Genomic DNA, 22,434 nt, shown 5'->3' with positions numbered 1-22,434 from the left:
TGGGAGCGCTCCCGTTCGACGTCGGCCGCCCGCGCGGGGGTGCCGTCCGCAACCGCCCGCCTGTGTGGGCCCCTCCGCTTCCTCCTGTCCGTCCGCGCGTGAAGGCTCCCCGCCCGTAGCCGTCCTGTCTCGGCGGTTCCCCGTTCGCATCCACCGGCCTCGGCGGTGGATCGATCGGCGGAGGCCGCTCCGGCGTCGTCGCGGTGAGTGAGATCGGGGTCACTGTGACTGTAATTTTTTAGGATGATAGATTTTCAATGTCGCCGTTCGTGCGCAAGTGCGAACGCTCGTGTGACACCACGCCCCGGAACCACCGCAGAGAGGACGAGGGAACACGGTGCCCGCCTCCCACACCACCTCCAGCCGCATCCCGACCGACCCGCAGGACCTCGGGTTCGACCCCGATGCGCTGCGCGCCCGCTACCGCGCCGAGCGCGACCGGCGGATCCGCCCCGACGGCAACGCCCAGTACCGCGGCGTCGGCGGCGAGTTCGGGTACTACGACGACGACCCCTACGCCGATCCCGACGCCGACCGGGAGCCCCTGCACGACCGGGTCGATGTCGCGATCATCGGCGGCGGGTTCGGCGGCCTGCTCGCCGCCGCCCGGCTGCGGCAGGCGGGCATGGAGTCGATCCGGGTGATCGAGAAGGGCGGGGACTTCGGCGGCACCTGGTACTGGAACCGCTACCCCGGGATCCACTGCGACATCGAGTCCTACGTCTACCTGCCGCTGCTGGAGGAGACCGGCTACGTCCCCGGCTGGCGCTACGCGCCGGGGGAGGAGATCCGGCAGCACACGCGCGCCATCGCGCGCCACTTCGGCCTCTACGGCGACGCCTGCTTCCAGACGCAGGCGACCGAGCTGCGCTGGGACGACGCGGAGTCGGAGTGGATCGTGGCGACCGACCGCGGCGACCGCATGCGGGCCCGCTACGTGGTCACCGCCACCGGAACGCTCAGCCAGGCGAAACTGCCCGGGATCCCCGGGATCGAGACCTTCAAGGGCCACACCTTCCATACCAGCCGCTGGGACTACGCCTACACCGGCGGCGACGCGAACGGCGGCCTGACCGGCCTCGCCGACAAGCGCGTCGCGGTCATCGGCACCGGTGCCACCGCCATCCAGGTCGTGCCGCACCTCGGCGCGGACGCCCGGCACCTCTACGTCTTCCAGCGCACGCCGTCCACGGTGGACGTACGCGGCAACCGGCCCACCGACCCCGAGTGGGCGGCGTCGCTGGAGCCGGGCTGGCAGCGGCACCGCAGGGACAACTTCCTCGAGGTGGTCACCGGTGTCGGCACGGGCGAGGACCTGGTGAACGACGCCTGGACCGGCAGCGCCCGCCTCCAGCAGAAGCTCACCCCGTCCAACGCCTACGCCGGCACACCCGCCGAAGAGCGGGAACGCGCCTACGAGATCGCCGACTTCCAGAAGATGAACGAGATCCGCGCCCGCGTGGAGGGGATCGTCGAGGACCCGGAGACCGCCGAGAAGCTCAAGCCCTGGTACCGCTACATGTGCAAGCGGCCCACCTTCAGCGACGGCTACCTCCAGACCTTCAACCGGCCCAACGTCACCCTCGTCGACACGGCCGACACGCACGGCGTGGAGCGGATGACGGAGACCGCCGTCGTGGTCGGCGACACCGAGTACGAGGTGGACTGCGTCATCTTCGCGACCGGCTTCGAGACCGGTATCTCCGGGATCCTTTCGGGGCGGCTTCCGGTCTACGGAAGGGGCGGCGTCCACCTCTTCGAGGCGTGGGCCGACGGCCCGAGGACCCTCCACGGCTTCTCCAGCCACGGCTTCCCCAACCTCTTCCAGCTCGGCCCGTTGCAGAACGCGTCGTCGGTGAACTTCGTCCACATCCTCGACGAACAGGCCCAGCACGTCGCCGAGGTGGTCGCCGAGGCGCGCAGGCGCGGGGCCCGGTACGTCGAACCGACCCCCGAGGCGCAGGACGCCTGGGTGGCCTTCCTCCGGGAGAACGGGCCCGACCTGCACGCCTTCCTGGCGGAGTGCACCCCCGGCTACTACAACAACGAGGGCAGGCCCGGCGGGCGGAGGGAGTCCTATGCCGACGGGCCGGTCGCCTTCCACGACCTGCTCCGGCACTGGCGCGCGAACGGCGGTATGGACGACGTGCTGGTGGAGGCCGAGGCGTGAGCCCCCCGCTCCCCACCCGGTTCGACGCGACGGGTGAACGGTCCGTCGCCGGCGCGCGCTGGCGCGCCGAGCGCCTCAACCCGCCCAGCCGGCTGTGGGGTTCCAACGGCGTCGCCTTCGGCCCGGACGGGCGGCTCTACGTCGCCCAGTTCCTCGCCGGGCAGATCAGTGCGGTCGACCTTGCCACCGGCGACGTGGACGTGGTCGTGCCGATGGACGGCCCGGTGCAGTCGCCCGACGACCTCGCCTTCGGCGCGGACGGCTCCATGTACATCGCCGACCTGGTCCCGGGCCGGGTGTGGCGCCGCGCCCCGGAGGGCGCCTGCACGCTGGTCTCGGACGAGGTGAAGGTGCCCAACGGCATCACCTGTGCCGGCGACCGGCTGTTCGTCAACGAGATGCGGCCCGGCGGACGCCTCATGGAGCTGTTCCCGGACGGCGGCGAGGCGGCGGTGCTCACCGAGGGGCTCGCGCTCGGCAACGCGATGCAGCTCGGTCCGGACGGCCACCTGTACTACCCGCACATGATGACGGGCGAGGTGTGGCGCATTCCGCCGGACGGGGGCACGCCCGAGGTGGTCGCCGAGGACGTGCACCACCCGGTGGCGGTCCGCTTCGACCAGGGCGGCGTCCTGCACGTGCTGTCGCTGGGCGCGGAGGGCATCGTCACCCGCATCGACCTGCACGGCACCGGTACCCGCACGCTCGTCGCCAGCGGCCTCACGGGTCTCGACAACGCCGCGTTCGACGCGGACGACCGCATGTTCGTCTCCAGCTACGCCTGCGGCGGCATCACCGAGTTGTACCCCGACGGCCGCACCCGCGAGATCGTCCCCCGGGGCCTGAACGGGCCCTACGGCGTCACGGTCGACCTCGGCGGCACGGTGTACGCGGCCGACCACTACCGGCTGACGAGCCCGGCGGACCCGGACGCGTCGGGGCCGGACACCGCCCGGCGAACGGGCGGCGACGGCATCGCCTCGCTCACTCTGCTCTCCCCCCTCGTGCACGGGGCGGCCCACGCCTCCGGCCTCGTGCACCTCACCTCCCAGTACGGCGGCGTGCACACCTACGACCCCGCCGAGGGGACCACCCGGGAACGCGCGGCGGGCCTGGCTCGGCCGGTCGGTATCGCGGTGGGCCCGGACGGCACGCTCGTCGTCGCCGAGGCGGGCGCCGGCCGGGTCGTCGCCATCGACGAGAGCGACACCGTGACCGTCCTCGCCGAAGGGCTGGACCATCCCGTGGACGTGGCCGTCGATGCCGACGGGCGCTGCTACGTGAGCGACGACCGGATCGGCGCGATCCTGCGGATCGGTCCGGACGGGCGGGACGGGGCGCAGGTCGTCGCGGACGGGCTCGGCGCACCGCAGGGGCTGGCGATCCGCGGCGACGAGCTGTTCACGGTCGACGTCGAGCACCGGCGGCTGCGGGCGGTGTCGCCCACCACGGGGGCGACCCGGGTTGAGGCCGAGGACCTGCCGGTCGGGGCGCCCCCCGGCACGGCCGCCCGCGCCGAACCCGCGCTCTTCGCCCACGGCATGGTCGGCCGGCCGCGCCCGTTCGCCGGCCTGGCCGTCGACCCGGACGGCCGCCTCCTCCTGTCGGCCAACGGCGAGGGGAGCGTGTGGCGGTTGACGGCGCGGGACACGCATTCGCGGAGCGACCGCGGGGGAACGATGGAAGGCGCAGGTGTGTGACATGAGCGGTACGGATTTCACGGGCCGTGGGGTCGTCGTCACCGGCGCCGCGTCGGGTATCGGGCGGGCCGCCGCCCTTGAGTTCGCGCGCAGGGGAGCGCGCGTCCTGGTCGCCGATCTCGACGAGGCGGGCGCGGAGACGACCGTCGGGGAGATCGGCGCCGCGGGGGGCACCGCCGTCGCGGTGGTGGGCGACCTCAGCGACCAGGAGGTCGCGGACACGGTGGTCGACCGCGCCGTCGACGCCTTCGGCGGGCTGGACGTCCTGGTCAACAACGCGGGGATCATGGACCGCATGTCCGCGCTCGGCGAGACCGGCGACGCCGAGTGGGAGCGGGTCATCCGGATCAACCTGACGGCGCCGTTCCTGCTGACCCGTGCGGCGCTGCCGCACATGCTCGCCGCGGAGCGCGGCTCGATCGTCTTCACGGCCTCCGAGGCCGCTCTGCGCGGAAGTGCGGCGGGCGCCGCCTACACCGCGGCCAAGCACGGGATCGTCGGCCTGGTCAAGAACCTCGCCGTCATGTACCGGGCGCAGGGCATCCGCGCCAACGCGATCGCGCCGGGCCCCACGTCGACCGGCATGCGCGTCGACGCCGACGGCGAGGCGCACGGCCCCGCGGTGGTGGGGCGGTTCATCGGCACCAACATCGGCCGGATGGGTACCGCGGAGGAACAGGCGGCGGCCGTGGTGTTCCTGGCCTCCGACGCCGCCGCCTTCGTCAACGGCGCCGTGCTCCCGGTCGACGACGGCTGGGCCGCCGTCTGACGGCCGGTCCGCCGGCGGCGCCCCGCGCCGAGAGCCGCCGGGGCCGCCCGGCCGCGGCCGGGGCCCGGATGACCGGGCCGGCCCGGTGCGGCCGGCTCAGCCCGGCTCCGCGGCCGGCGCCTCCGGGCGCGGCCGACGGGTGGCGGGGGCGGCGCACCGGGAGGACGCCGAGGGGGCGCGGGGGAGCGGCGTGGCCCCCTCGGGCGACAGGGCGTCCATGATGAGCGTGACGTAGCGGCTCCAGCCGCCGCTGCCGGGGTCGGTGGACCACAGCACGCCGGTGAGCATGCCCATGATCCGGTGCATGTCCTCGGGCAGGACGTCGGAGCGGATGAGGCCGGAGTCCTGGCCGCGGCGGGTGAGCTCGACCAGGGAGTCCAGGAACGGCGCCGCGATCTCGGCGGTGAGGGCGCCGGAGTTCTCCGCGGCGGCGATCGTGTTGCGCTCGCCCGCCACCAGGGCGAGGGTGGCGTCCATCAGGGTGCTCAGGCCGCGCCTGGGATCGTTGTCGGCCAGCGCCTGCTCGATGGCGGGGGCGAGGCGTCCGGTGATGCTCTGCTCCAGGGCCGCGCGGACCAGGGCCTCTTTGTTGGGGAAGCGCCGGTAGAGGGTGGCGATGCCCACCCCCGCCCGCCGGGCGATGTCGTCGAGCATCGCGTCAGGGCCGCTGTCGGCGTAGACCTCCCGGGCGGCCCGCAGGATCTTCTCGGAGTTGCGGGCGGCGTCCGCCCTCAGGGGCCGCGGCGCTTCGGGGGTCATGGCCGAAGGATAGCGTCCGAGGGCCGGATCTCATCGGCGGTCTCAGCCGTGTTCGCCGGCCTTCCGTCCCTTGCCCGGACGAAAGGGGCGGAATCCGGGTGGCCAGGTGGCGCGGGTCGGCCACCGTCGGATACCGAAAGGGAATTCGGCCGGACCGCCCCGATGCGGACGCCTTTCCCGCGGCGGGGTGATCGCGGGGGCCGCCCCGACCTGGACATCGTTCCGATCGCGCTCGGCCGCCGGCGACCCCGGATCCCGTGTGCGGGTCATTGCCTCTCACCCGTCGGCGTTCCCACAGGTGGAAAGGGCTTGACGGGCGGTCCTTAACGAGGTTGTAATTGGCCCGCCTTTTCAGCGAAATTCGGGGCGCGGGGGACGTGCCGCCTGATTCGGGGAACAGATCGTCTTCATCGGTCGGTAGGGATCCGGCCCCGCCCATTCGACGCGCCTCTTTTTCGTGTGCGCGCGCCGCATCCCCGCGCCGTTCTTTCGCGCTCGAAATCACGTCGTTTCCCGACGTGTGTCCGGAGCACCTGGAAAGAAGTGCGTGATGGAATCGTCGCAGAACGCCGATCAGCCGTCGTCCCCTGATATCCCCGTGCCCGGCCGTCCGGCCCCGGAGCCCGAGCCGACCGGACCGCCCAATTGCAAATGGTCGCGCGTGAACCGCGGGAATCCGCAGAAGGCCATCCCCGCCGATATCAAGCGGCGGATCCACGCCCTGCACCGCAGGCGGAGCAACTGGCGCGGACTGCTCACGGTGGCGTTCGACTGGGCGGTCATCGCGGTCGCGGCGGGGGCCGCCCTGCTGAGCGGCTACCACCCGGCCGTCTACGCGCTGGCCGTCGTGGTGATCGGGTCGAGACAGCGGGCGCTGCGCAGCCTCCTGCACGAGGCCAGCCACCACAAGCTCATGCGCAACCGGCGGGCCAACGTCTGGGTCGGCCGGCTGTTCACGTCGTTTCCCCTGCTCGAAGGGTTGTCCTCGTATCTCTGCGCGCACTGCGAGCACCACCGCAACCTGTGGCACGAGCAGCGGGACCCCAAGCGCCGCCAGTACGCCGCGCTCGGGCTGATCCGCCCGCGCGATCCGGTGCGGTTCCGCCGCCGCCACCTCATCGGTCCGCTGTTCCTGGTGCACGTGCCCCGCAACATCGCGTCGGCCCTGTCCTGGAGCGGCGAGGACCGCGACGAGACCGTCGCCCGCTTCGCCTTCCTGGGGGCGGCCGGCACCGTCGTGGTGGCGGCCGGGTGGACGGTCCCGGTCGTGCTGCTGTGGCTGGTCCCCTACGTCACCGTCTACCAGGTGCTGCGCTACTACAGCGACATCGCCGACCACGCGGGGCTGGAGTCGTCCGACCCGTGGCGGGCCACCCGCAGTTATGACGCGTCCCCGCTGGTCCGCGGCCTGCTCGCACCCCACGACGACAACCTGCACCTGGCGCACCACCTCTTCCCCGCGGTTCCGCACTACGCGGGTGCCGAACTGCACCGCATCCTGGCGGAGGTCCCCCACTACCGCAACGGGCACCACTGCGGCGGCTTCTTCCGCCCGGCCGGTCCGGGGCGACCCTCCGTGATCCAGGACGTCCTGCACCCGGAGCACCTGGCCGACTACCGTTCGGGGGAGAGGACCAATCCGTCGTCGCGACTGCGCACGGTGCTGGCCCGGCTCACCCCGGGGGCGCTTCGCGCGTGGTCGGCACCCGACCTGCCGGACGCCCCGGACCCCTGCGCGGGCTGCCCGCTGACCGCGAAGGGCAACGATGCCACAGGCTGACCTCGCCCGCCGGCTCTCGGCCATGGCCGCGGCCGGCGGCTCCAGCATCGCGGTCGGCTCTTCGGTGGCCGCGAGCACCGTGATCCTGGCCTACCCGTGGTTCGCGGGTCAGGCGCTGCGCTACGCGCTGGGCGCCGTCCTGCTCGTGCTGCTCCTGCACCGGCGGCTGCCCCGGCTGCGCCTGGCGCAGGTGCCGCGGCTGCTGGGGCTGGCCGCCGTCGGCATGGCGGGTTTCAACATCTTCCTGATGGCCGCCCTCCAGCAGGCCGACGCCGGGACGGTGGGCGCCATCGTCGGCGGCGTCCCGGTCGCGCTCGCGCTGCTGGGCCCGCTGCTGCGCGGTGAACGGCCGGTCCTGCGCGCGGTGGTCGCGGCGGTCATCGTGTCGGGCGGGGCGGCCCTGGTGAAGTACGCCGGGCCCGCCGACACCACGCCCGCCGGAATCGCGCTGGCCGTTGCCGCGCTCCTGTGCGAAGTGGGGTTCTCGGCGCTCGCGCTGTCGCTGCTGCGCGAGCTGGGCCCCGCCGGTGTCGCCACCTACGGGTCGGCGGCCAGCGCCCTGATGCTCGGGGCCGCCTCCCTCGCCGTGGAGGGGCCGGCCGCGCTGCGCCCGCCGACCACGGCCGAGGGCGCGGCGCTGGCCTACCTGGCGGTGGTGGTCACCGCCGCGGCGTTCCTGCTCTGGTACACCGCGCTCACCGTCCTGCCGGTGGAGACGGCGGGCCTGTTCGCCGGGCTGGTGCCGGTGGCGGCCCTCGGCGCCTCGGCGCTGGTCGGCGCCATCGGGATGACGCTGCCGCGCATCCTCGGCATCCTGGTCGTGGCGGGCGGGGTCGTCCTGGGCGCCACCCGGTCCCGCCGCCCGCCGCGGTCGGCCCGCGTCCGGTCCGCGACGGCCGCCCACCACCACGACACCTGACCGCTGCCCCGCCGGGGCGAACGGGGCTCCCCGGCCCGGGCCGCGCGACCCGCCCGGCCCGGCCGCAGCCGAGCCGGGCCGGCCGTCACCGCGGCGCCGCGGCCGGCCCCGGGGAGCCGGGCGCGCGCACGTCGGTCATCCCCGCAGCGCCCGGATCGCCGAGGCGGGGCAGAGCATCGCCGCCTCCCGCGCTCCGGCCGCGCGCTCCGGGGCGGGGGCGTCGTCCAGCAGCACCACCGTTCCGTCCTCGTCCCGCTGGTCGAACAGCTCCGGTGCGATCAGTACGCACTGACCCGACGCCACGCAGCGGTCGGTGTCGACTTCCATCCGCATGTGATCGGTCCTCCTCGGTCCTGGGGGTGTCGAGCGGTCACCACGTGACCGGCAGCCGGTGCACGCCGTAGATGGACGCTTCCTTGTAGGGCAGGTCCTCGATGGGGGCGGTGACCCGCAGGCCCGGCAGCCGCCGGAAGATCGCGGGCAGCATGATCTGGAGTTCGGCGCGGGCCAGCGACTGGCCCAGGCACTGGTGGACTCCGTAGCCGAAGTTGACGTGGCGGCGCGCGTTGGGCCGGCCGAGGTCGAGGCGGTCGGGCTCGGGGAAGGCATCGGGGTCCCGGTTGGCCACGTTCAGCGGGATGATCACGCCCTCGCCGGCGCGGATGGTGACGCCGCCGACGGTCACGTCCTCTAGGGCGCGCCGGCGCAGCCCGGCCTGGATGACGGTGACGAAGCGCAGCAGCTCCTCGACCGCGAGCGCGGTCTCTTCGGGGCCGATGAACAGCCGCGGGATCTGGTCGGGGTGCTGGAGCAGGGTGATCGTGCTCAGCGCGATCATGTTCGCCGTGGTCTCGTGCCCGGCGAGGAGCAGGAACGCGGCGAGCTCCGCCGCGTCGTCGTCGGTGATGGATGCGCCGTCGACCTTGCGGGCGAGCCGGCTCATCAGGTCGCCGCAGGGCCGGCTCCGCCGCAGCAGGAGCAGGTTCAGCAGGTACTCGGCGATCGACCGCTCCGCCGTCTCCACCTGTTCGGCCGTGGAGGAGTTGTCGACGAGGGTGTTCGCCTTGTCCTGGAAGAACGGGTGGTCCTCGTAGGGCACCCCGAGCAGGTCGCAGGCGACCAGGGTGGGCAGGGGCAGGGCGAGGTGCTCGACCAGGTCGACCGGGCCGTCGAGGGCGGTCATGTCGTCGATGAGCCTGTCGGCGGTCTCCCGGATGGAGGGGCGCAGTTCATCGATCCGCTTGACGATGAACTCGCGGGTGAGCGCGCGGCGCATCGTGGTGTGCACGGGGGCGTCGTGCGCCTGGAGCGCTCCGGGCGGGGACGGCGGCATGCCGGGGCGCAGGTTGGGGAATCCGGGCAGGGAGTCCTCGCTGCTGAACGCGCGGTTGCCGAGTACGGCGCGGGCGTCGGCCCACCGGGTGACCAGCCACGGGGTGAGCCGGCCGTCCCAGATGGAGACGCGGGTGATGGGCTGTTCGTCGCGCAGCCGGGCGAACTCGGGCGGCGGATCGAGGGGGGCCTTCTTCGGCCGGTCGAGCGGGAGGCCGGGGGCAGGGGCCGTGACCATCGACATCGTCCTCATGTGTAGTAGAGCACTGACAATGCGTGAGCGATGAACGCCGTTAGGCGCTCGGCCGAGATGCTAACACCGTTAGGCGGAGAGCGGAAAGCGGTCTCCGGAAACTCTGAAAACATGGGCCGTGTCAATGACGCAGACCCCCCTCTTTGGAAGCGGGGCCGATGGAGGAGGACCGCGTGGTCTCGGCGCCCCAGGAACGGCGAGTGCCCAACCGCCTCGGTGAAGGCGAGCGTCTCAGGCAGGAGATCCTGGACACGGCGGCCCGGATCCTGGAGGAGTCCGGTAGCGAGGACGCCCTGTCGCTCCGCGGGATCGCCCGCGAGGTGGGGATCGCCGCCCCCAGCATCTACCTGCACTTCAAGAACAAGGCCGACCTGCTCTGGACGCTGCTCGCCGACGCCTACACGCGGCTCGCCGCGGCCATGGAGGCGGCGGGCCGCGCGGCGGAGGCCGAAGGGGCCGACCCCTGGGGGCAGCTGCTGGCCACCTCGGCGGCCTACCGCAGGTTCGCCGTGGACAACCCCGGCCGGTACCGGCTGATGTTCAACGTCGCGACCCAGGTGTCCGCGGAGCACCGGGTCGCCGACGTCGACCCGCTGGCCCGGCTGCTCGACATCTGGGTCGGCGTCATCGGCCGGTATCTGGAGGCGGTCTCGCCCGAGCGCCTGGAGGAGACGGAGACCCTCGGCGTCCTCGTGTGGACCGGGATGCACGGCCAGTACACCCTGTGGCACGCGCTGCCGCCGCACTACGCCGAGGCCAACGAGGCGGTGCTGGCGAAGTTCGAGCACGATCTCATGCGCGACCTGTTGCGGCCGGGCTGAGGCGGCCGCGGCGCGGGCGCGGAGCGGATACCCGTGCGGCCGAGGTCAATCGATAGTTGACTATCGATATGAGGTCGGGTTTCCTGCATGCGGTGCCGATAGCCGGATAACGGGCGCCCCCGTCCACGCACCAGGAGACGTGACGCCTTGACCCAGACCCTCGGACTCATCGGCAGCGGCATGATCGGCGCGACACGCGGACGAGGGACGGACGGGGTATGGGAACGGGAGATGACGACACGGTGACCTCCGGACACGGCGGCGGCGCGCGACCGGTCGACGGCGGACGGCCGGGCTCCGGCGCCCGCCCGGGTCTCCTGGGCGGCGCGTTCGCGATCATCGGCGGCCTCTGGCGCCCCCTCTACGGCTTCGCTCTCGCCGTGGCCGCGCTGGCCGCCTGCGGCGTTCTCGCGATCACGGCGCTCGGATTCGCCCTGGCCTGGCAGGCGTTCGACGTCTTCGAGGAGGCCGTGGAGGGAAACATCGAGAGGGAGGAGCCCGCTTTCTCCAACACGGGGGACTCCGATGTGGCGTTCTTCTGGGCCGGTGCCGTCGTCGTGCTCCTGCTGCTCCTGCTCGTGGCCGCCGTCCTGTCCCTCCTCGACGGCGCGCACGCCGTCGCCGTGCGCCACGCCCTCGACGGCCGCGGGGTCCCCGGAGCCGCCGTGCTGTGGCGGCACGCGCGCCCGTTCCTCCTCCGCATCGCCGCGACGCGGCTGCCGACCCTGCTGTGCGTCGCGGCGACCGCACTCGTGGGGATCATGCTCTTCGACGCGCTGGCGTCGGGCCTGATCCCCGGCATCGAGAGGCCGCGCTCTCCGTTCACCGGCTTCAGCGCACTGGACTGGGTGGCGGGCCTGGGCCTGCCGCTGCTCGCGGCCTGTGTCGGCCCCTTCCTGTTCGCCCGGTTCTCGCTGGCCGGCTCCGTGGTGGTGTTCGAGGACGTCCCGGCGCGAACGGCACTGCGCCGCTCCTGGCGGCTGACCCGCGGCTCTTCGGGGCGCGTGTTCGGGATCTGGCTGGTCATCACGGCAGCCGTCGCGCTCGTGTCCACCCTCCTCCGGTACGCGGCGGCCCCGCTCACCCACGTGGCGGAGCCGGCCATGATGCGCCTCAGCGACGGCAACGTCTTCACCACCGCGACGCTGGTCCACTACACGCCGCCCGCGGTGGCCTTCGCCCTGCTGCCCGCGGCCGTCATGGTGCCGGTATGCCTGGTGCTCTCCCTGCTCTACACGCGCCTGCGCACCCGGGAACGGGAACGCGCCGCCGACCGGGGGCCGGTAGCGGCCGGGCCGCCGGACTGAGCGGCCCGCGGCCCCGTCCGGGGCCGCGGCGGACCGGCGTCCCGCACCGTTGCCGTTCCGGTCGGCCCCTTCCGGGGCCGCACGCGGTGTCCGTTCCGCGGGGGCCGGCCTCACCGGCGCGGGATCCCGGCGGCCGGCCCGGCGGCGCCGCATGCTGGAGGCATGGACCTCGACGCCACCGCAGCCGACACCGCGCCCACCTACGACGACATCGAACAGGCGGTCGCCCCCTATCTGCCGTTGGACGCGGCGCGGACGCCCTTCGCGGTGTGGATGGAGCTGGAATGGGGCGACTACGCCGAGGAGGCCCCCGGGACCACCGTCGGCGAGGTGCTCTCCGCCGGACTACGCGACTGGCGCGGTTCGGGCACGCCGCGCGAGCTGCCGTCCTGAGCACGGCGGTGGGACGGGGTCCCCGCCGGTGCCCCGGGCGGCGCGCGCGCCGGACAGCACCGGGCCTCGGCGATCCCCGGCCGCCCACCGTGCGGAACGACCATGGGTGACCGGTTCCGGCATCGGCGATCGCGGTTCGCGGCGGGTGACCGCCGGACGGAGGCACCGGTGGCCCCGGCCACGCGGGTGCCGCTGATGCGGATGTACGCCACCGACGCCACGCTGCGCCTGGGCGTGTCGCACCCCCGGGCGGTGCTGCCCGAGCTGCTGGACTTCGTCGCCCGCACGGGCTTCGCCGCGGAGCGGGCCATCACGCTCACCGCCGACTGGGAGCAGGCCCCGACCGCCTACGCCGCCCGCTCCACCAAGGTCGTGCTCCGGCGCGCACCGCTCGCGGCGGTGGAAGCGGACGGCGACCAGCCCGGGCCGGCGCCCGCCCGCCCGGCCCGCACGTCCCGGGTGCCCGCGGCGCTCCCGTGCACCGGTGCCCCCCCGGGCGCGCTCCGTAGACTATGGCGGTCATCATGGCCGGAGGGGGTCGTACACGTGGCCGACAGCAGCCCCCGGGCACGGGAGCGGATCGTGGCCGGGGCGGCCGAGATGATCGGGCGGCGCGGCCTGAACGCCACCAGTATCCGCGAGACCGCCCGGCACGCCAGGGCGCCGCTCGGCTCCACCTACCACTACTTCCCCGGCGGCAAGGGCCAGCTGGCCGCGGAGGCCGTCCGCTACGCCGGCGGGGCCGTTGCGCGGAGCCTGCGCGCCGAGCTGCGGGCGGGTCCGGCCGCGGGGCTGCGCGCGTTCCTCGCCCTGTGGCGCGCGATGCTCGTCGGCGGCGATTTCCGGCTCGGCTGCCCCGTTCTGGCCGTGTCCGTCGAGGAGCCCCCGGACGGGGAGGTGCCGGCGGCGCTCGCGGCGGCCGCGGAGGCCTTCGGCGAGTGGGAGGACCTGCTGGCCGCCTCGCTGCGGGAGCACGGTACGGGAGCCGAACAGGCCGAACAGCTCGCGACGCTCGTCGTCGCCTCCGTCGAGGGGGCCGTGGTGATGTGCCGCGCCACGCGCAGCACGCGGCCCCTCGACCGGGTCGCCGAGCGGCTCTCGGCGCTGATCGGCGACGCGGTCGGGGGCTGAGCGGACCCGGGGCCGGCGCCCGCGGGCGTCACACGCCGGCGGGCGCGATGAGGGTGTCGGCGAGGCAGGAGACGAGGCGGTCGTTCTCGACGGTGTCGAGGACGTCGGCCGGCGGGACGTCGGGGATGCTCAGGCCGGCGGGCCGGCGTCGGCGGTTTCCGCCGGCGGATCCGCCGCCCGCGGGAACCCGGTCGCCGCCCTGAGCTGGGATGTCGTGGGGCGAAGTTCCCGAACGTCCACCTTCGGCACACATCGCAGCCATCCGGATTCCAGGGATTCGGCGCACCATCGTGGTGCCATGTCCCTGAGTGGATGGACGCGAAGCATGCCAACGACCGACCGGAACACATCCCTCAACCGCCGGGGCTTCCTCGCCCTGACCGGAATCAGTGCGGCGGCGTTCACCATGGGCACCGGTGTCCCCGCGCACTCCGCCCCCTCGCGCGGCCCCGTGCCCGCCGACCCCTACCGGCTCGGTGTGGCCTCCGGTGACCCCACCCACGACGGTGTCGTCCTGTGGACCCGGCTGGCCCCCGACCCCCTGGCCGAGGACGGCCACGGCGGGATGCCGCGCCGCGACCTCACCGTCGAGTACGAAGTGGCCACCGACGCCCGATTCCGCAGAGTCGCCGCGCGCGGCCGGGCCGTCGCCGTCCCCGAACTCGCCCATGCCGTGCATCCGCACGTCAAGGGGCTCGACCCCGGGCGCGAGTACTTCTACCGGTTCCGCGCGGGCGGCGAGATCAGCCCGGTCGGCCGTACCCGCACCGCCCCCGCTCCCGGCGCCGAGCCCGACCGCCTCTCCTTCGCCATGACCTCGTGCCAGGCGTGGTACCACGGCCACTACACCGCCTACCGCGACATCGCCGAACAGGACATCGACCTGGTGCTGTTCCTCGGCGACTACATCTACGAGTACGGCATCACCGCCGCCAACCTGCGCCGCCGGGGCGCCGGCGACCTCAGCGGGGCGCACGCCGCGGCCGTGGTCACCCTGGAGCAGTACCGGCTCCGCTACGCCCTCACCAAGTCCGACCCCCACCTCCAGGCCGCCCACGCACGCGCGCCCTGGCTGGTCACCACCGACGACCACGAGGTCGAGAACAACTACGCCGCCGACGCCTCGCAGTACGGCGCCACCCCCGAGGACTTCCAGCGGCGCCGCGCCGTCGCCTACCGCGCCTGGTACGAGAACCAGCCGCTGGGGGAGGGGTCGCTGCCCTCGGGCCCCGACATGCTGCTCTACCGCCGGGCGCCGTTCGGCCGCCTGGCCGAGTTCAACGTGCTCGACACCCGCCAGTACCGCCACGACGTCCCCTCCGACGGGGGCGTCCCCGGCGGCGAGCACACCGACCCCGCGCGCAGCATCCTGGGCGCGCGGCAGGAGGAGTGGCTCTACTCCGGGCTGCGCGACAGCTCCGCCACCTGGAACGTGCTCGCCCAGCAGGTCGTCATGGCCGAGATCGACCGCGACACCGGCGACGGCGTCACCTACAGCATGGACCAGTGGGACGGGTTCACCGCCAACCGCCGCCGCCTCTTCGACACGATCACCGGGCACGGCGTCGCCAACCCGCTCGTCGTCACCGGCGACATCCACCGCCACGCGGCGGCCGAGCTGAAGGCCGACTTCGCCGACCCCGACTCGCCCACCATCGGCACCGAGCTCATCACCACCTCCGTCGCCTCCGACGGGGACGGCTCCGACACCGACAACCTCGAACCCATCTGGCTGGGCAACCCCCACGTGCGGCTCTACAACGCCCGGCGCGGCTACGTGCGGGTGAGCCTGACCCCCACCGAGGCCACCTCGGAGTTCAAGGTCCTCGACCACATCGAGGCCGACGACGCCGGCACCGTCAGCACGGCGACCCGGTTCGTCACCGAGGCCGGCCGGCCCGGACTCAACCCCGTGAGCGGAGGAGACCAGTGAGCCCCACCCCCCGGCCCGTGACCGGCGTCGCCGCCGGCGGCCGCATCGGTGCCATCGACCTCACCTGGACGCACGCCGCCTGGGAGCCGCTGGTCGACCACTACGCCGTCCACGCCTCCACGACCCGCGACGTCGCCACCACCCACGACACCCTGATCGGCACCACCGTCTACAGCCGGCTCACCCACGACACCCTCGGCCCGGAGGCGCAGACGCGCTACTACCGGATCGTCACCGTCGACGCGTCGGGCCGGCGCAGCGCCCCGTCGGCCGTGGCCGGCGGCACCTCCACCGAATCGCTGGTGGTCGGCGGAACGCCGGTCGCCACGGTCGGCGAATTCGACTCCAAGAGTCTGGAACTGGCCCTCGCCCCCTCCGGCGGCCAGTCGGGGTTCCGCACCGCCTTCCCCGACGGCGTCGACTTCACCTACGGCAGCAGCGACCCCGCCGCCGACTGGTGCTACCTGCACCCCGGACCCGCCGACGGCTGGGGCGGCCGCCGGGAGCACACCTTCCGGCTCCGGTTCGACCTGGAGGAGGCACCCGGCGCCGACCTGGGCCTGGCGATCTGGCTCATCGACGCCCACGCGAGCCTGCCCGGCACCGCCGTCCTCGCGGTCAACGGCGCGCCCGCGGGCGAGGTCGCCTTCGAGCGCGGCGCCACCCGCGGCTCGCTCGAAGGCGACGCCACCGTTCCCGGCAGCGCGCTGCGGCCGTCGTTCGTCGAGCCCGTCCTCGACGCCGCGCTCTTCCGCTCCGGGCAGAACACGCTGGACATCACCAAGAGCGACGGGTCCTGGCACGCCTACGACGCCGTGGGGGTGTTCCGCCCCGCCTGACCCCGTCCGCGCACCGCGGCCGCGCCACCCGGGGACGGGTGACGCGGCCGCCGTCATCGCATACCGTGGTACTCGCACACACGCACACACGGACCGCCGACACGCCCGGGAGTGCGTGTCCGAGAACGGCGGTCGAAGGTGATCGATCCGCCCCTGACATGGGGCTTGCGGATGGACGGCCCGGAGACCGGACAACTGTCGAAGAGGTTCCACGACGCGCCGATGGGTGTCGTTGACGCTGCCCACCGACCGGCTTACCTTCATTGTCGAAGGCACCCGCGGCGCAACCCTTCGACCCCCCCTGTCAACCGCCGTGGGCCGAGGAGCCGGAGGTTCGGCGTGGCGGTTACTAGCGGCAAGCATCAGACCTCCGCTCTCACGCGATCAGCTATACGGCGAGCTGGAGAGCAGGGCCTGCTGTGCGAAGAGGACGTGGTGGCGCTGCCTATGGACGTCGGTTATCGCGGCCCCACGGCATGTGCGGCCGCCGGGATCACCTACCGCCAGCTCGACTACTGGGCCCGCACGGGCCTGGTGCGGCCGAGCGTCACACCTGACGACGGCGGCGGCGCGGCGCCGCTGTACAGCTTCCGCGACATCCTGGTGCTCAAGGTCGTCAAACGGCTGCTCGACACCGGGATCTCGCTCCAGCAGATCCGCACGGCGATCGAGCACCTCAGGTGCCGCGGGACCGCCGACCTCGCCCAGATCACCCTGATGAGCGACGGTGTCAGCGTCTACGAGTGCACCTCCCCCGGGGAGGTGGTCGACCTCCTCCAGGGCGGCCAGGGCGTATTCGGTATCGCGCTCGGCCGTGTCTGGCGCGAACTCGAAGGGTCGCTGAGCGACTACCCCGGCGAACGCCTGGCCGAGCCGCTGCCCGCCGACTCCCACCCGGCCGACGAGCTCGCCCGCCGCCGCCGCGAACGCAAGACCGGGTGACACAAGCCGCCCGTCCCGCCCTGAACGCCCCGAACGGGACACCGCATCCAGTACCGTCGAATGAGGACGCCGCGCACACGCGGCCGGAGACCCCACCCCGGCCACGTCCCGGCACGGCGGCCCGTGCACAATGCAGTGACCGATCAGTGAGAACCGGCCGCCGATACCACGCGGGAGAGACCCCTTGACGGGGCGCCGACGGGGCAATACTCCCCAGTAACCTCTCAGGCACCAGGGACCGCGTGGAGAAGGCCACTCTGGAACGGTGGGCGCGTCGCATCCGCGCCGCGACCGTGCGTGACAGAGGGGGAGACCAAGAGCAGCCGAGCGTATCGGCCCATGCGAGGAGGTCTCCATGCCGGAGCAGCCCAGACGTCCCGGAACCGAACCCGCGCGCAGGTTCGCCGACCGGCACATCGGGCCCGACCCGTCGGAGCTGGAGCGGATGCTGGCCACCGTGGGCTTCGGCTCCACGGCCGAGCTCATGACCGCGGCCCTGCCGGCGTCCATCCTCTCGGCACCGGGCGGCTCCGCCCCGCTGCGCCTGCCCGAGGCCGCCGACGAGACCGGGGCCCTCGCCGAACTGCGCGCGATGGCCGACCGCAACCAGGTCCTCACCTCGATGATCGGCCAGGGGTACTACGACACCGTCACCCCGCCGGTGATCCTGCGCAACATCCTGGAGAACCCCGCCTGGTACACGGCCTACACGCCCTACCAGCCCGAGATCTCCCAGGGGCGCCTCGAGGCGCTGCTGAACTTCCAGACGATGGTCGCCGACCTCACCGGCCTGCCGGTCGCCGGCGCCTCCCTGCTCGACGAGGCCACCGCCGCGGCCGAGGCGATGACGCTGGCCCGCCGCGCCTCGCGCGGGAAGGGGGCGGCGTTCATCGTCGACTCCGATGTCTTCCCGCAGACCCTGGCCGTGCTGCGCACCCGCGCCGAGCCGCTGGACATCGACATCGTGGTGGCCGACCTGTCCGCCGGACTGCCCGACGCCGACGCGTTCGGCGTCCTCGTGCAGTACCCCGCGGCCGGCGGGGCCGTCCGCGACCCGCGCGCCGTCATCGGGGCCGCGCACGAGCGGGGCGCGCTGGCCGTGGTCGCCGCCGACATCCTCGCCCTCACGCTGCTGCGCAGCCCGGGCGACCTCGGCGCCGACATCGCCGTCGGCTCCACCCAGCGCTTCGGCGTGCCCATGGGGTTCGGCGGCCCGCACGCCGGCTACATGTCGGTGCGCGAGGGGCTCCAGCGCCAGCTCCCGGGCCGCCTGGTGGGCGTGTCCGTGGACAGCGAGGGCAGGCCCGCCTACCGGCTCGCCCTCCAGACCCGGGAACAGCACATCCGCCGGGAGAAGGCCACCAGCAACATCTGCACCGCCCAGGTGCTGCTGGCGGTCATGGCCGGGATGTACGCCGTCTACCACGGGCCGTACGGCCTGCGCGCGATCGCCGAGCGGGTCCACGGGCACGCCGCGGAGCTGGCCGACGGCCTGCGCGCCCGCGGCCTGGAGGTGCTGCACGACGAGTTCTTCGACACGCTGCGCGTGCGGGTGCGCGGCCGGGCGGCGTCCGTCGTGGGCGCCGCGCGCCGCCGCGGGGTCAACCTGCTGCGGGTGGACGACGACACCGTCGGCGTCTCCTGCGACGAGGCCACCACCCCGGCGCACATCGGCCTGGTGCTCGCCGCGTTCGGCGGCACCGAGGGCGCGACCCGCCCGGCGGCGGCCGAGCGCGGCGCCACGCTGCCCGACGCGCTGCGCCGCGATGTGGACTACCTCGACCACCCCGTGTTCACCACGCACCGCAGCGAGACCTCGCTGCTGCGCTACACGCGCCGCCTCGCCGACAAGGACCTCGCGCTGGACCGGTCCATGATCCCGCTGGGCTCGTGCACCATGAAGCTGAACGCCGCGGCCGAGATGGAGTCCATCACCTGGCCCGAGTTCGCGCGGCTGCACCCGCTGGCGCCGCTGGACCAGGCGGCGGGCACCGTGGCGCTGGTACGCGACCTGGAGAAGTGGCTCGCCGAGGTCACCGGCTACGACGCGGTGTCGCTCCAGCCCAACGCCGGGTCGCAGGGCGAACTGGCCGGGCTGCTCGCCATCCGCGGCTACCACCGCGGGCGCGGCGACACCGGCCGCGACGTCTGCCTGATCCCCAGCTCCGCGCACGGCACCAACGCCGCCAGCGCGGTCATGGCGGGGATGCGGGTCGCCGTCGTGGCCTGCGACGAGGGCGGCAACATCGACGTGGCCGACCTGCGCGCCAAGATCGCCGGGCACGAGGGCGCGATCGCGGCGATCATGGTGACCTACCCCTCCACCCACGGGGTCTATGAGGACACCATCACCGAGGTCTGCCGGCTGGTGCACGAGGCCGGCGGCCAGGTCTACGTCGACGGCGCCAACCTCAACGCTCTGCTGGGCTGGGCCAAGCCGGGGGAGTTCGGCGCCGACGTCAGCCACCTCAACCTGCACAAGACCTTCTGCATCCCGCACGGCGGCGGCGGTCCCGGGGTGGGCCCCGTGGCGGTGCGGTCGCACCTGGCCGGGTTCCTGCCCAACCACCCCGGCCAGCCCGACGCCGGGCCCTACACCGGCGTGGGACCGGTCTCGGCGGCCCCGTTCGGCTCGGCGGGCATCCTGCCGATCTCCTGGGCCTACATCCGGATGATGGGCGGCGACGGCCTGCGCGCGGCCACCGAGGCCGCCGTGCTGGTGGCCAACTACGTCGCCAAGCGGCTGGAGCCGCACTACCCGGTGCTCTACACCGGCGAGGGCGGCCTGGTCGCCCACGAGTGCATCATCGACCTGCGGGCGCTGACCAAGAAGACCGGCATCACCAACGAGGACGTCGCCAAGCGGCTCATCGACTACGGGTTCCACGCCCCGACCATGTCGTTCCCCGTCGCGGGCACGCTCATGGTGGAGCCGACCGAGAGTGAGAACCTGGCGGAGCTGGACCGGTTCATCGAGGCGATGATCGCCATCCGCGGGGAGATCGACCGGGTCGCCGAGGGCGGCTACGACCGCGAGGACAACCCGCTGAAGAACGCCCCGCACACCGCCGAGGCGCTCACCGCCGACGACTGGAAGCGCGCCTACCCGCGCAGCGAGGGCGGCTACCCGCTGCCGGAGCTGCGGCAGCACAAGTACTGGGCGCCGGTGGCGCGCATCGACCAGGCCTACGGCGACCGCAACCTCGTCTGCGCCTGCCCGCCGCCCGAGGCGTTCGAGGTCTGAGGCCCGGCCCCCGCGCCGGTTCCCGCCCACCCGGGGACCGGCGCGGGGGAAAGCGATACCGGACGACTCGGTGCACTCGATATGATTCCGCCGGAAATCACCCGCTGAGAATCGAGCGCACGATGATCGTCTGGCGCGGCTGGGGCATCCTGGTCCTGCTCATCGCGGCCGTGCTGGGCGGCCCCGCGACGCTCCTGGCCGAAGTCCTGCTCGGTCCCGAGCTGATGAACTTCGGTACGGCCGGCGGGCTGGCCGTGGCGGGTGTGGTGGTCTTCTTCGCGGGCAGCCGGCTCAACGCGCCGCACCCCGGCTACGACCCGCGGACGGGAGCGCCGGTCATGGCCGGCGGCGGCCACACGTTCTTCTTCGTCCCCATGCAGTACTGGGGGTTCGTCCTGCTCGCCGCCAGCCTGGTCACCACGGTCGTCACCCTGCTGGGCGCCTGACGCCACGCGCCCGCTCCGGACGATCGCGGACACCCGGGCGGGGGACATCTGGGGAAGGGCCCGGAGGCGCTACCCTCCCAGGGAGAAAACCGCGTCGGCCGCCGCCATGGGCGACCGCCGGGTGACCGCCCCCGTTGTGGAAAGTGGCCTGTATGACCGCGACGTCCGGAACCTCCACCTTCGACGCCGCAGGGGACGAATCCGCGTTCGCCGACCTGTGCGACCAGGCGCGGGACCTTGCCGAAGCCGGCCACTCCAAGCGCGCGGCACGGGTCTACGAACAGGTGCTGGACGGCGGCTCGCGGCAGTACCGCGCGCTGGCCGCGCTCGGCCTGGCCGTGGTCCGCCACGACCTCGGCGAGATCCGCGCCTCGCGCGCCGCCGCGCAGACCGCCATCGACACCGGCCACGCGGAGTTCGCGCCGCGCGCCGCCTACCACCTGGCGCTGTCCTACGAGGGCGAAGGGCTGCTGGACGAGGCGGCATCGGCCTGGGGCAGAGTGCTCGGCTCGGGGAACGAGCGCTACGCGCCCGCCGCCGAATACGGGCTGGCCCGGATCGCCGAGTCGCGCGGGGACACCGCCGCCGCGGACACCCACTGGGAGAACGCCCTGGCGGGCGACGACCCCGGCACCGTCCCCGAGGCGGCCCGCGACTTCGCCGAACGCCTGCTGGCGCGGGGCCGCGCCGAGGACGCCGCCCGCGTGGTCGAACGCGGCCTGGCCGTCGGCGAGCACCCGGGGCTGCGGCTGCTGCTCGGCGCCGTCCACGTCGAGCGCGCGATCGAGGCGTTCGCCGCGGTCGCCGAAGGGCCCGCCGCCGGGGCCGGCGCGCCGGGGCCGCCCGCCGATCCGGCGACCGCGGCCACCGCCGTCGAACTCCTCGCCCGGCTGCTCGCCGTCCGGGGGGACGCGGACGCGGCCGAACGCGTCTGGGAGCAGGGGCTGCTGCACAGCGGCGAAGCCGTGGCCGAGGAGGTCCGGGGCCGCCTGCGCCGCGGGTTCCTGGCCCCCGGGTCCGAGGACGGCGACACCGAAGCCGCGGGCGCCGGAGAGGCCGCGTGGTGGGACCCCTTCGTCGAGGCCGCCGTCGCCCAGGACAGCGCGCCCATGCTCACCGGCGAGCTGTTCCTCGCGCTCAACCGGATGTACAGCGGGCTGGCGGTCGCGCTCGCGGGCAACGAGTCGCACGCGGCGGCCCTGCGCCGCACCGTTGAGGAGGCGGTGCGCACCCCCAGCGACTACGTGTGGGGCCGTTCCCTGCACGACGACTTCCGCGAACGCCTGCGCCTCGCCGCCGGATCCGACGCCGACATCCTCCCCGCGGACTGGCCCGACGCGGGCTAGATCGTTGATGGGGGTTGGTGTGTGCTGCTCAGTGGTCGTAGGCCACGAGCGAGCGCTTGACGGGTGCGTCGATGAGCCAGTTGTGCCAGATCGCGGCGTTGAGGGCGAGGATGCGCTGGCAGGTGCGCGCCCAGAGTCCTTCCTGGGTGCGTGCGGCGTGGCGTTCCAGGCCGAGCTGGTTCTTCAGCGTCCAGATGACCGCCTCGATGCGCTGGCGCAGCCAGCCCGGGAAGGCGCCGGAGCCGTCCTCGTCGCGGCGGGCCGGGCGGATGAGCACGTGGCCCAGGGCAGCCGCGGCCCTCTCGATCCCGGCCCCGGCGAACCCCTTGTCGCACACGATGGGGCAGGGC

At 73.7% G+C, this 22,434-nt stretch carries 19 protein-coding genes, 1 pseudogene and 1 riboswitch; of the genes and pseudogenes, 15 read left to right on the top strand and 5 right to left on the bottom strand.

Annotated elements, in window-relative coordinates; genetic code table 11:
• The first annotated feature begins 337 nt into the window (after positions 1-337).
• Genes ACFO4E_RS16120 through ACFO4E_RS16110 form a run of 3 tightly spaced genes read left to right on the top strand, consistent with a single transcriptional unit; the run spans position 338 to position 4,639 of the window.
• Positions 338-2,170 carry a flavin-containing monooxygenase gene (locus tag ACFO4E_RS16120; RefSeq protein WP_378575618.1) on the top strand — a complete coding sequence of 611 codons (1,833 nt, stop codon included), beginning with the start codon at positions 338-340 and terminating at the stop codon, positions 2,168-2,170.
• The gene (locus tag ACFO4E_RS16115; RefSeq protein ID WP_378575615.1) at positions 2,167-3,870 is read left to right on the top strand and encodes an SMP-30/gluconolactonase/LRE family protein; all 1,704 of its coding nucleotides are present in this window, start codon (positions 2,167-2,169) and stop codon (positions 3,868-3,870) included. Before ACFO4E_RS16120 ends, ACFO4E_RS16115 begins: the two co-directional genes overlap by 4 nt.
• A 1-nt stretch (position 3,871) precedes the next feature.
• Entirely contained in the window at positions 3,872-4,639 is a 768-nt protein-coding gene (locus tag ACFO4E_RS16110; protein ID WP_378575612.1) for an SDR family NAD(P)-dependent oxidoreductase, read from the top strand.
• A 96-nt stretch (positions 4,640-4,735) separates the two neighbouring features.
• On the opposite strand, the gene ACFO4E_RS16105 is transcribed toward ACFO4E_RS16110, so the two are convergent.
• Positions 4,736-5,398, bottom strand: a complete 663-nt coding sequence (locus ACFO4E_RS16105) for a TetR/AcrR family transcriptional regulator (protein WP_378575609.1) — start codon at positions 5,396-5,398, stop codon at positions 4,736-4,738.
• A 661-nt stretch (positions 5,399-6,059) separates the two neighbouring features.
• Between ACFO4E_RS16105 and ACFO4E_RS16100 the strand changes: the two genes are divergently transcribed.
• A complete protein-coding gene (locus tag ACFO4E_RS16100; RefSeq protein WP_378575606.1) occupies positions 6,060-7,178 on the top strand; it encodes a fatty acid desaturase family protein in 1,119 nt (372 codons plus the stop codon).
• Positions 7,165-8,097, top strand: a complete 933-nt coding sequence (locus ACFO4E_RS16095) for a DMT family transporter (RefSeq protein ID WP_378575603.1) — start codon at positions 7,165-7,167, stop codon at positions 8,095-8,097. Before ACFO4E_RS16100 ends, ACFO4E_RS16095 begins: the two co-directional genes overlap by 14 nt.
• A gap of 135 nt (positions 8,098-8,232) precedes the next feature.
• Here the strand turns inward: ACFO4E_RS16095 and ACFO4E_RS16090 are convergent, their stop codons facing one another.
• The gene (locus tag ACFO4E_RS16090) at positions 8,233-8,430 is read right to left on the bottom strand and encodes a ferredoxin (RefSeq protein ID WP_378575600.1); all 198 of its coding nucleotides are present in this window, start codon (positions 8,428-8,430) and stop codon (positions 8,233-8,235) included.
• Between the two features lie 37 nt (positions 8,431-8,467).
• Positions 8,468-9,673, bottom strand: coding sequence for a cytochrome P450 (locus ACFO4E_RS16085; protein WP_378575597.1), 1,206 nt, complete (start codon positions 9,671-9,673; stop codon positions 8,468-8,470).
• Between the two features lie 209 nt (positions 9,674-9,882).
• On the opposite strand from ACFO4E_RS16085, the gene ACFO4E_RS16080 reads away from it, so the two are divergent.
• The 4 genes from ACFO4E_RS16080 to ACFO4E_RS16065 all read left to right on the top strand — a co-directional run bounded on the left by ACFO4E_RS16080 (position 9,883) and on the right by ACFO4E_RS16065 (position 13,334).
• Positions 9,883-10,503, top strand: a complete 621-nt coding sequence (locus tag ACFO4E_RS16080) for a TetR/AcrR family transcriptional regulator (RefSeq protein ID WP_378575594.1) — start codon at positions 9,883-9,885, stop codon at positions 10,501-10,503.
• Between the two features lie 218 nt (positions 10,504-10,721).
• Positions 10,722-11,810, top strand: coding sequence for a hypothetical protein (locus ACFO4E_RS16075; protein WP_378575591.1), 1,089 nt, complete (start codon positions 10,722-10,724; stop codon positions 11,808-11,810).
• 162 nt (positions 11,811-11,972) lie between these two features.
• On the top strand, positions 11,973-12,203 hold the full coding sequence (locus ACFO4E_RS16070; protein ID WP_378575588.1) for a hypothetical protein: 231 nt from the start codon (positions 11,973-11,975) through the stop codon (positions 12,201-12,203).
• A 168-nt stretch (positions 12,204-12,371) separates the two neighbouring features.
• Positions 12,372-13,334: a TetR/AcrR family transcriptional regulator gene (locus ACFO4E_RS16065; protein ID WP_378575585.1), complete on the top strand. Its 963-nt coding sequence runs from the start codon at positions 12,372-12,374 to the stop codon at positions 13,332-13,334.
• A gap of 28 nt (positions 13,335-13,362) precedes the next feature.
• On the opposite strand, the gene ACFO4E_RS16060 is transcribed toward ACFO4E_RS16065, so the two are convergent.
• The gene (locus tag ACFO4E_RS16060) at positions 13,363-13,596 is read right to left on the bottom strand and encodes a hypothetical protein (protein ID WP_378575582.1); all 234 of its coding nucleotides are present in this window, start codon (positions 13,594-13,596) and stop codon (positions 13,363-13,365) included.
• A 63-nt stretch (positions 13,597-13,659) separates the two neighbouring features.
• On the opposite strand from ACFO4E_RS16060, the gene ACFO4E_RS16055 reads away from it, so the two are divergent.
• From ACFO4E_RS16055 to ACFO4E_RS16030, 6 genes are all read left to right on the top strand, one after another.
• The gene (locus ACFO4E_RS16055) at positions 13,660-15,267 is read left to right on the top strand and encodes an alkaline phosphatase D family protein (RefSeq protein ID WP_378575579.1); all 1,608 of its coding nucleotides are present in this window, start codon (positions 13,660-13,662) and stop codon (positions 15,265-15,267) included.
• A complete protein-coding gene (locus ACFO4E_RS16050) occupies positions 15,264-16,106 on the top strand; it encodes a polysaccharide lyase family protein (protein WP_378575576.1) in 843 nt (280 codons plus the stop codon). Before ACFO4E_RS16055 ends, ACFO4E_RS16050 begins: the two co-directional genes overlap by 4 nt.
• A 339-nt stretch (positions 16,107-16,445) precedes the next feature.
• On the top strand, positions 16,446-17,048 hold the full coding sequence (locus ACFO4E_RS16045) for a MerR family transcriptional regulator (RefSeq protein ID WP_378575573.1): 603 nt from the start codon (positions 16,446-16,448) through the stop codon (positions 17,046-17,048).
• Between the two features lie 161 nt (positions 17,049-17,209).
• Positions 17,210-17,299: riboswitch (glycine riboswitch) on the top strand.
• 104 nt (positions 17,300-17,403) lie between these two features.
• On the top strand, positions 17,404-20,292 hold the full coding sequence (gene gcvP, locus ACFO4E_RS16040) for an aminomethyl-transferring glycine dehydrogenase (protein ID WP_378575570.1): 2,889 nt from the start codon (positions 17,404-17,406) through the stop codon (positions 20,290-20,292).
• Between the two features lie 122 nt (positions 20,293-20,414).
• A complete protein-coding gene (locus ACFO4E_RS16035) occupies positions 20,415-20,738 on the top strand; it encodes a hypothetical protein (protein WP_378575567.1) in 324 nt (107 codons plus the stop codon).
• Positions 20,739-20,890: 152 nt separating this feature from the next.
• The gene (locus tag ACFO4E_RS16030; protein WP_378575564.1) at positions 20,891-22,084 is read left to right on the top strand and encodes a tetratricopeptide repeat protein; all 1,194 of its coding nucleotides are present in this window, start codon (positions 20,891-20,893) and stop codon (positions 22,082-22,084) included.
• A 28-nt stretch (positions 22,085-22,112) separates the two neighbouring features.
• Here ACFO4E_RS16030 and ACFO4E_RS16025 read toward each other — a convergent pair.
• Positions 22,113-22,434 (bottom strand): annotated as a pseudogene (locus ACFO4E_RS16025) (IS982 family transposase); the annotation flags it as partial.

The sequence above is a fragment of the Nocardiopsis mangrovi genome, assembly GCF_042653925.1.
Taxonomy (GTDB): Bacteria; Actinomycetota; Actinomycetes; order Streptosporangiales; family Streptosporangiaceae; genus Nocardiopsis_B; species Nocardiopsis_B mangrovi.
This window is presented reverse-complemented; position numbering and strand designations above follow the sequence as displayed.

What these genes read in the sequence shown, in the direction of transcription:
- ACFO4E_RS16110 (WP_378575612.1), top strand. Translation starts at nt 3,872, where the DNA reads ATGAGCGGTACGGATTTCACGGGCCGTGGGGTCGTCGTCACCGGCGCC.
- ACFO4E_RS16105 (WP_378575609.1), bottom strand. Translation starts at nt 5,398, where the DNA reads ATGACCCCCGAAGCGCCGCGGCCCCTGAGGGCGGACGCCGCCCGCAAC.
- ACFO4E_RS16095 (WP_378575603.1), top strand. Translation starts at nt 7,165, where the DNA reads ATGCCACAGGCTGACCTCGCCCGCCGGCTCTCGGCCATGGCCGCGGCC.
- ACFO4E_RS16090 (WP_378575600.1), bottom strand. Translation starts at nt 8,430, where the DNA reads ATGCGGATGGAAGTCGACACCGACCGCTGCGTGGCGTCGGGTCAGTGC.
- ACFO4E_RS16085 (WP_378575597.1), bottom strand. Translation starts at nt 9,673, where the DNA reads ATGTCGATGGTCACGGCCCCTGCCCCCGGCCTCCCGCTCGACCGGCCG.
- ACFO4E_RS16075 (WP_378575591.1), top strand. Translation starts at nt 10,722, where the DNA reads ATGGGAACGGGAGATGACGACACGGTGACCTCCGGACACGGCGGCGGC.
- ACFO4E_RS16070 (WP_378575588.1), top strand. Translation starts at nt 11,973, where the DNA reads ATGGACCTCGACGCCACCGCAGCCGACACCGCGCCCACCTACGACGAC.
- ACFO4E_RS16060 (WP_378575582.1), bottom strand. Translation starts at nt 13,596, where the DNA reads ATGGCTGCGATGTGTGCCGAAGGTGGACGTTCGGGAACTTCGCCCCAC.
- ACFO4E_RS16055 (WP_378575579.1), top strand. Translation starts at nt 13,660, where the DNA reads ATGCCAACGACCGACCGGAACACATCCCTCAACCGCCGGGGCTTCCTC.
- gcvP (WP_378575570.1), top strand. Translation starts at nt 17,404, where the DNA reads ATGCCGGAGCAGCCCAGACGTCCCGGAACCGAACCCGCGCGCAGGTTC.
- ACFO4E_RS16035 (WP_378575567.1), top strand. Translation starts at nt 20,415, where the DNA reads ATGATCGTCTGGCGCGGCTGGGGCATCCTGGTCCTGCTCATCGCGGCC.
- ACFO4E_RS16030 (WP_378575564.1), top strand. Translation starts at nt 20,891, where the DNA reads ATGACCGCGACGTCCGGAACCTCCACCTTCGACGCCGCAGGGGACGAA.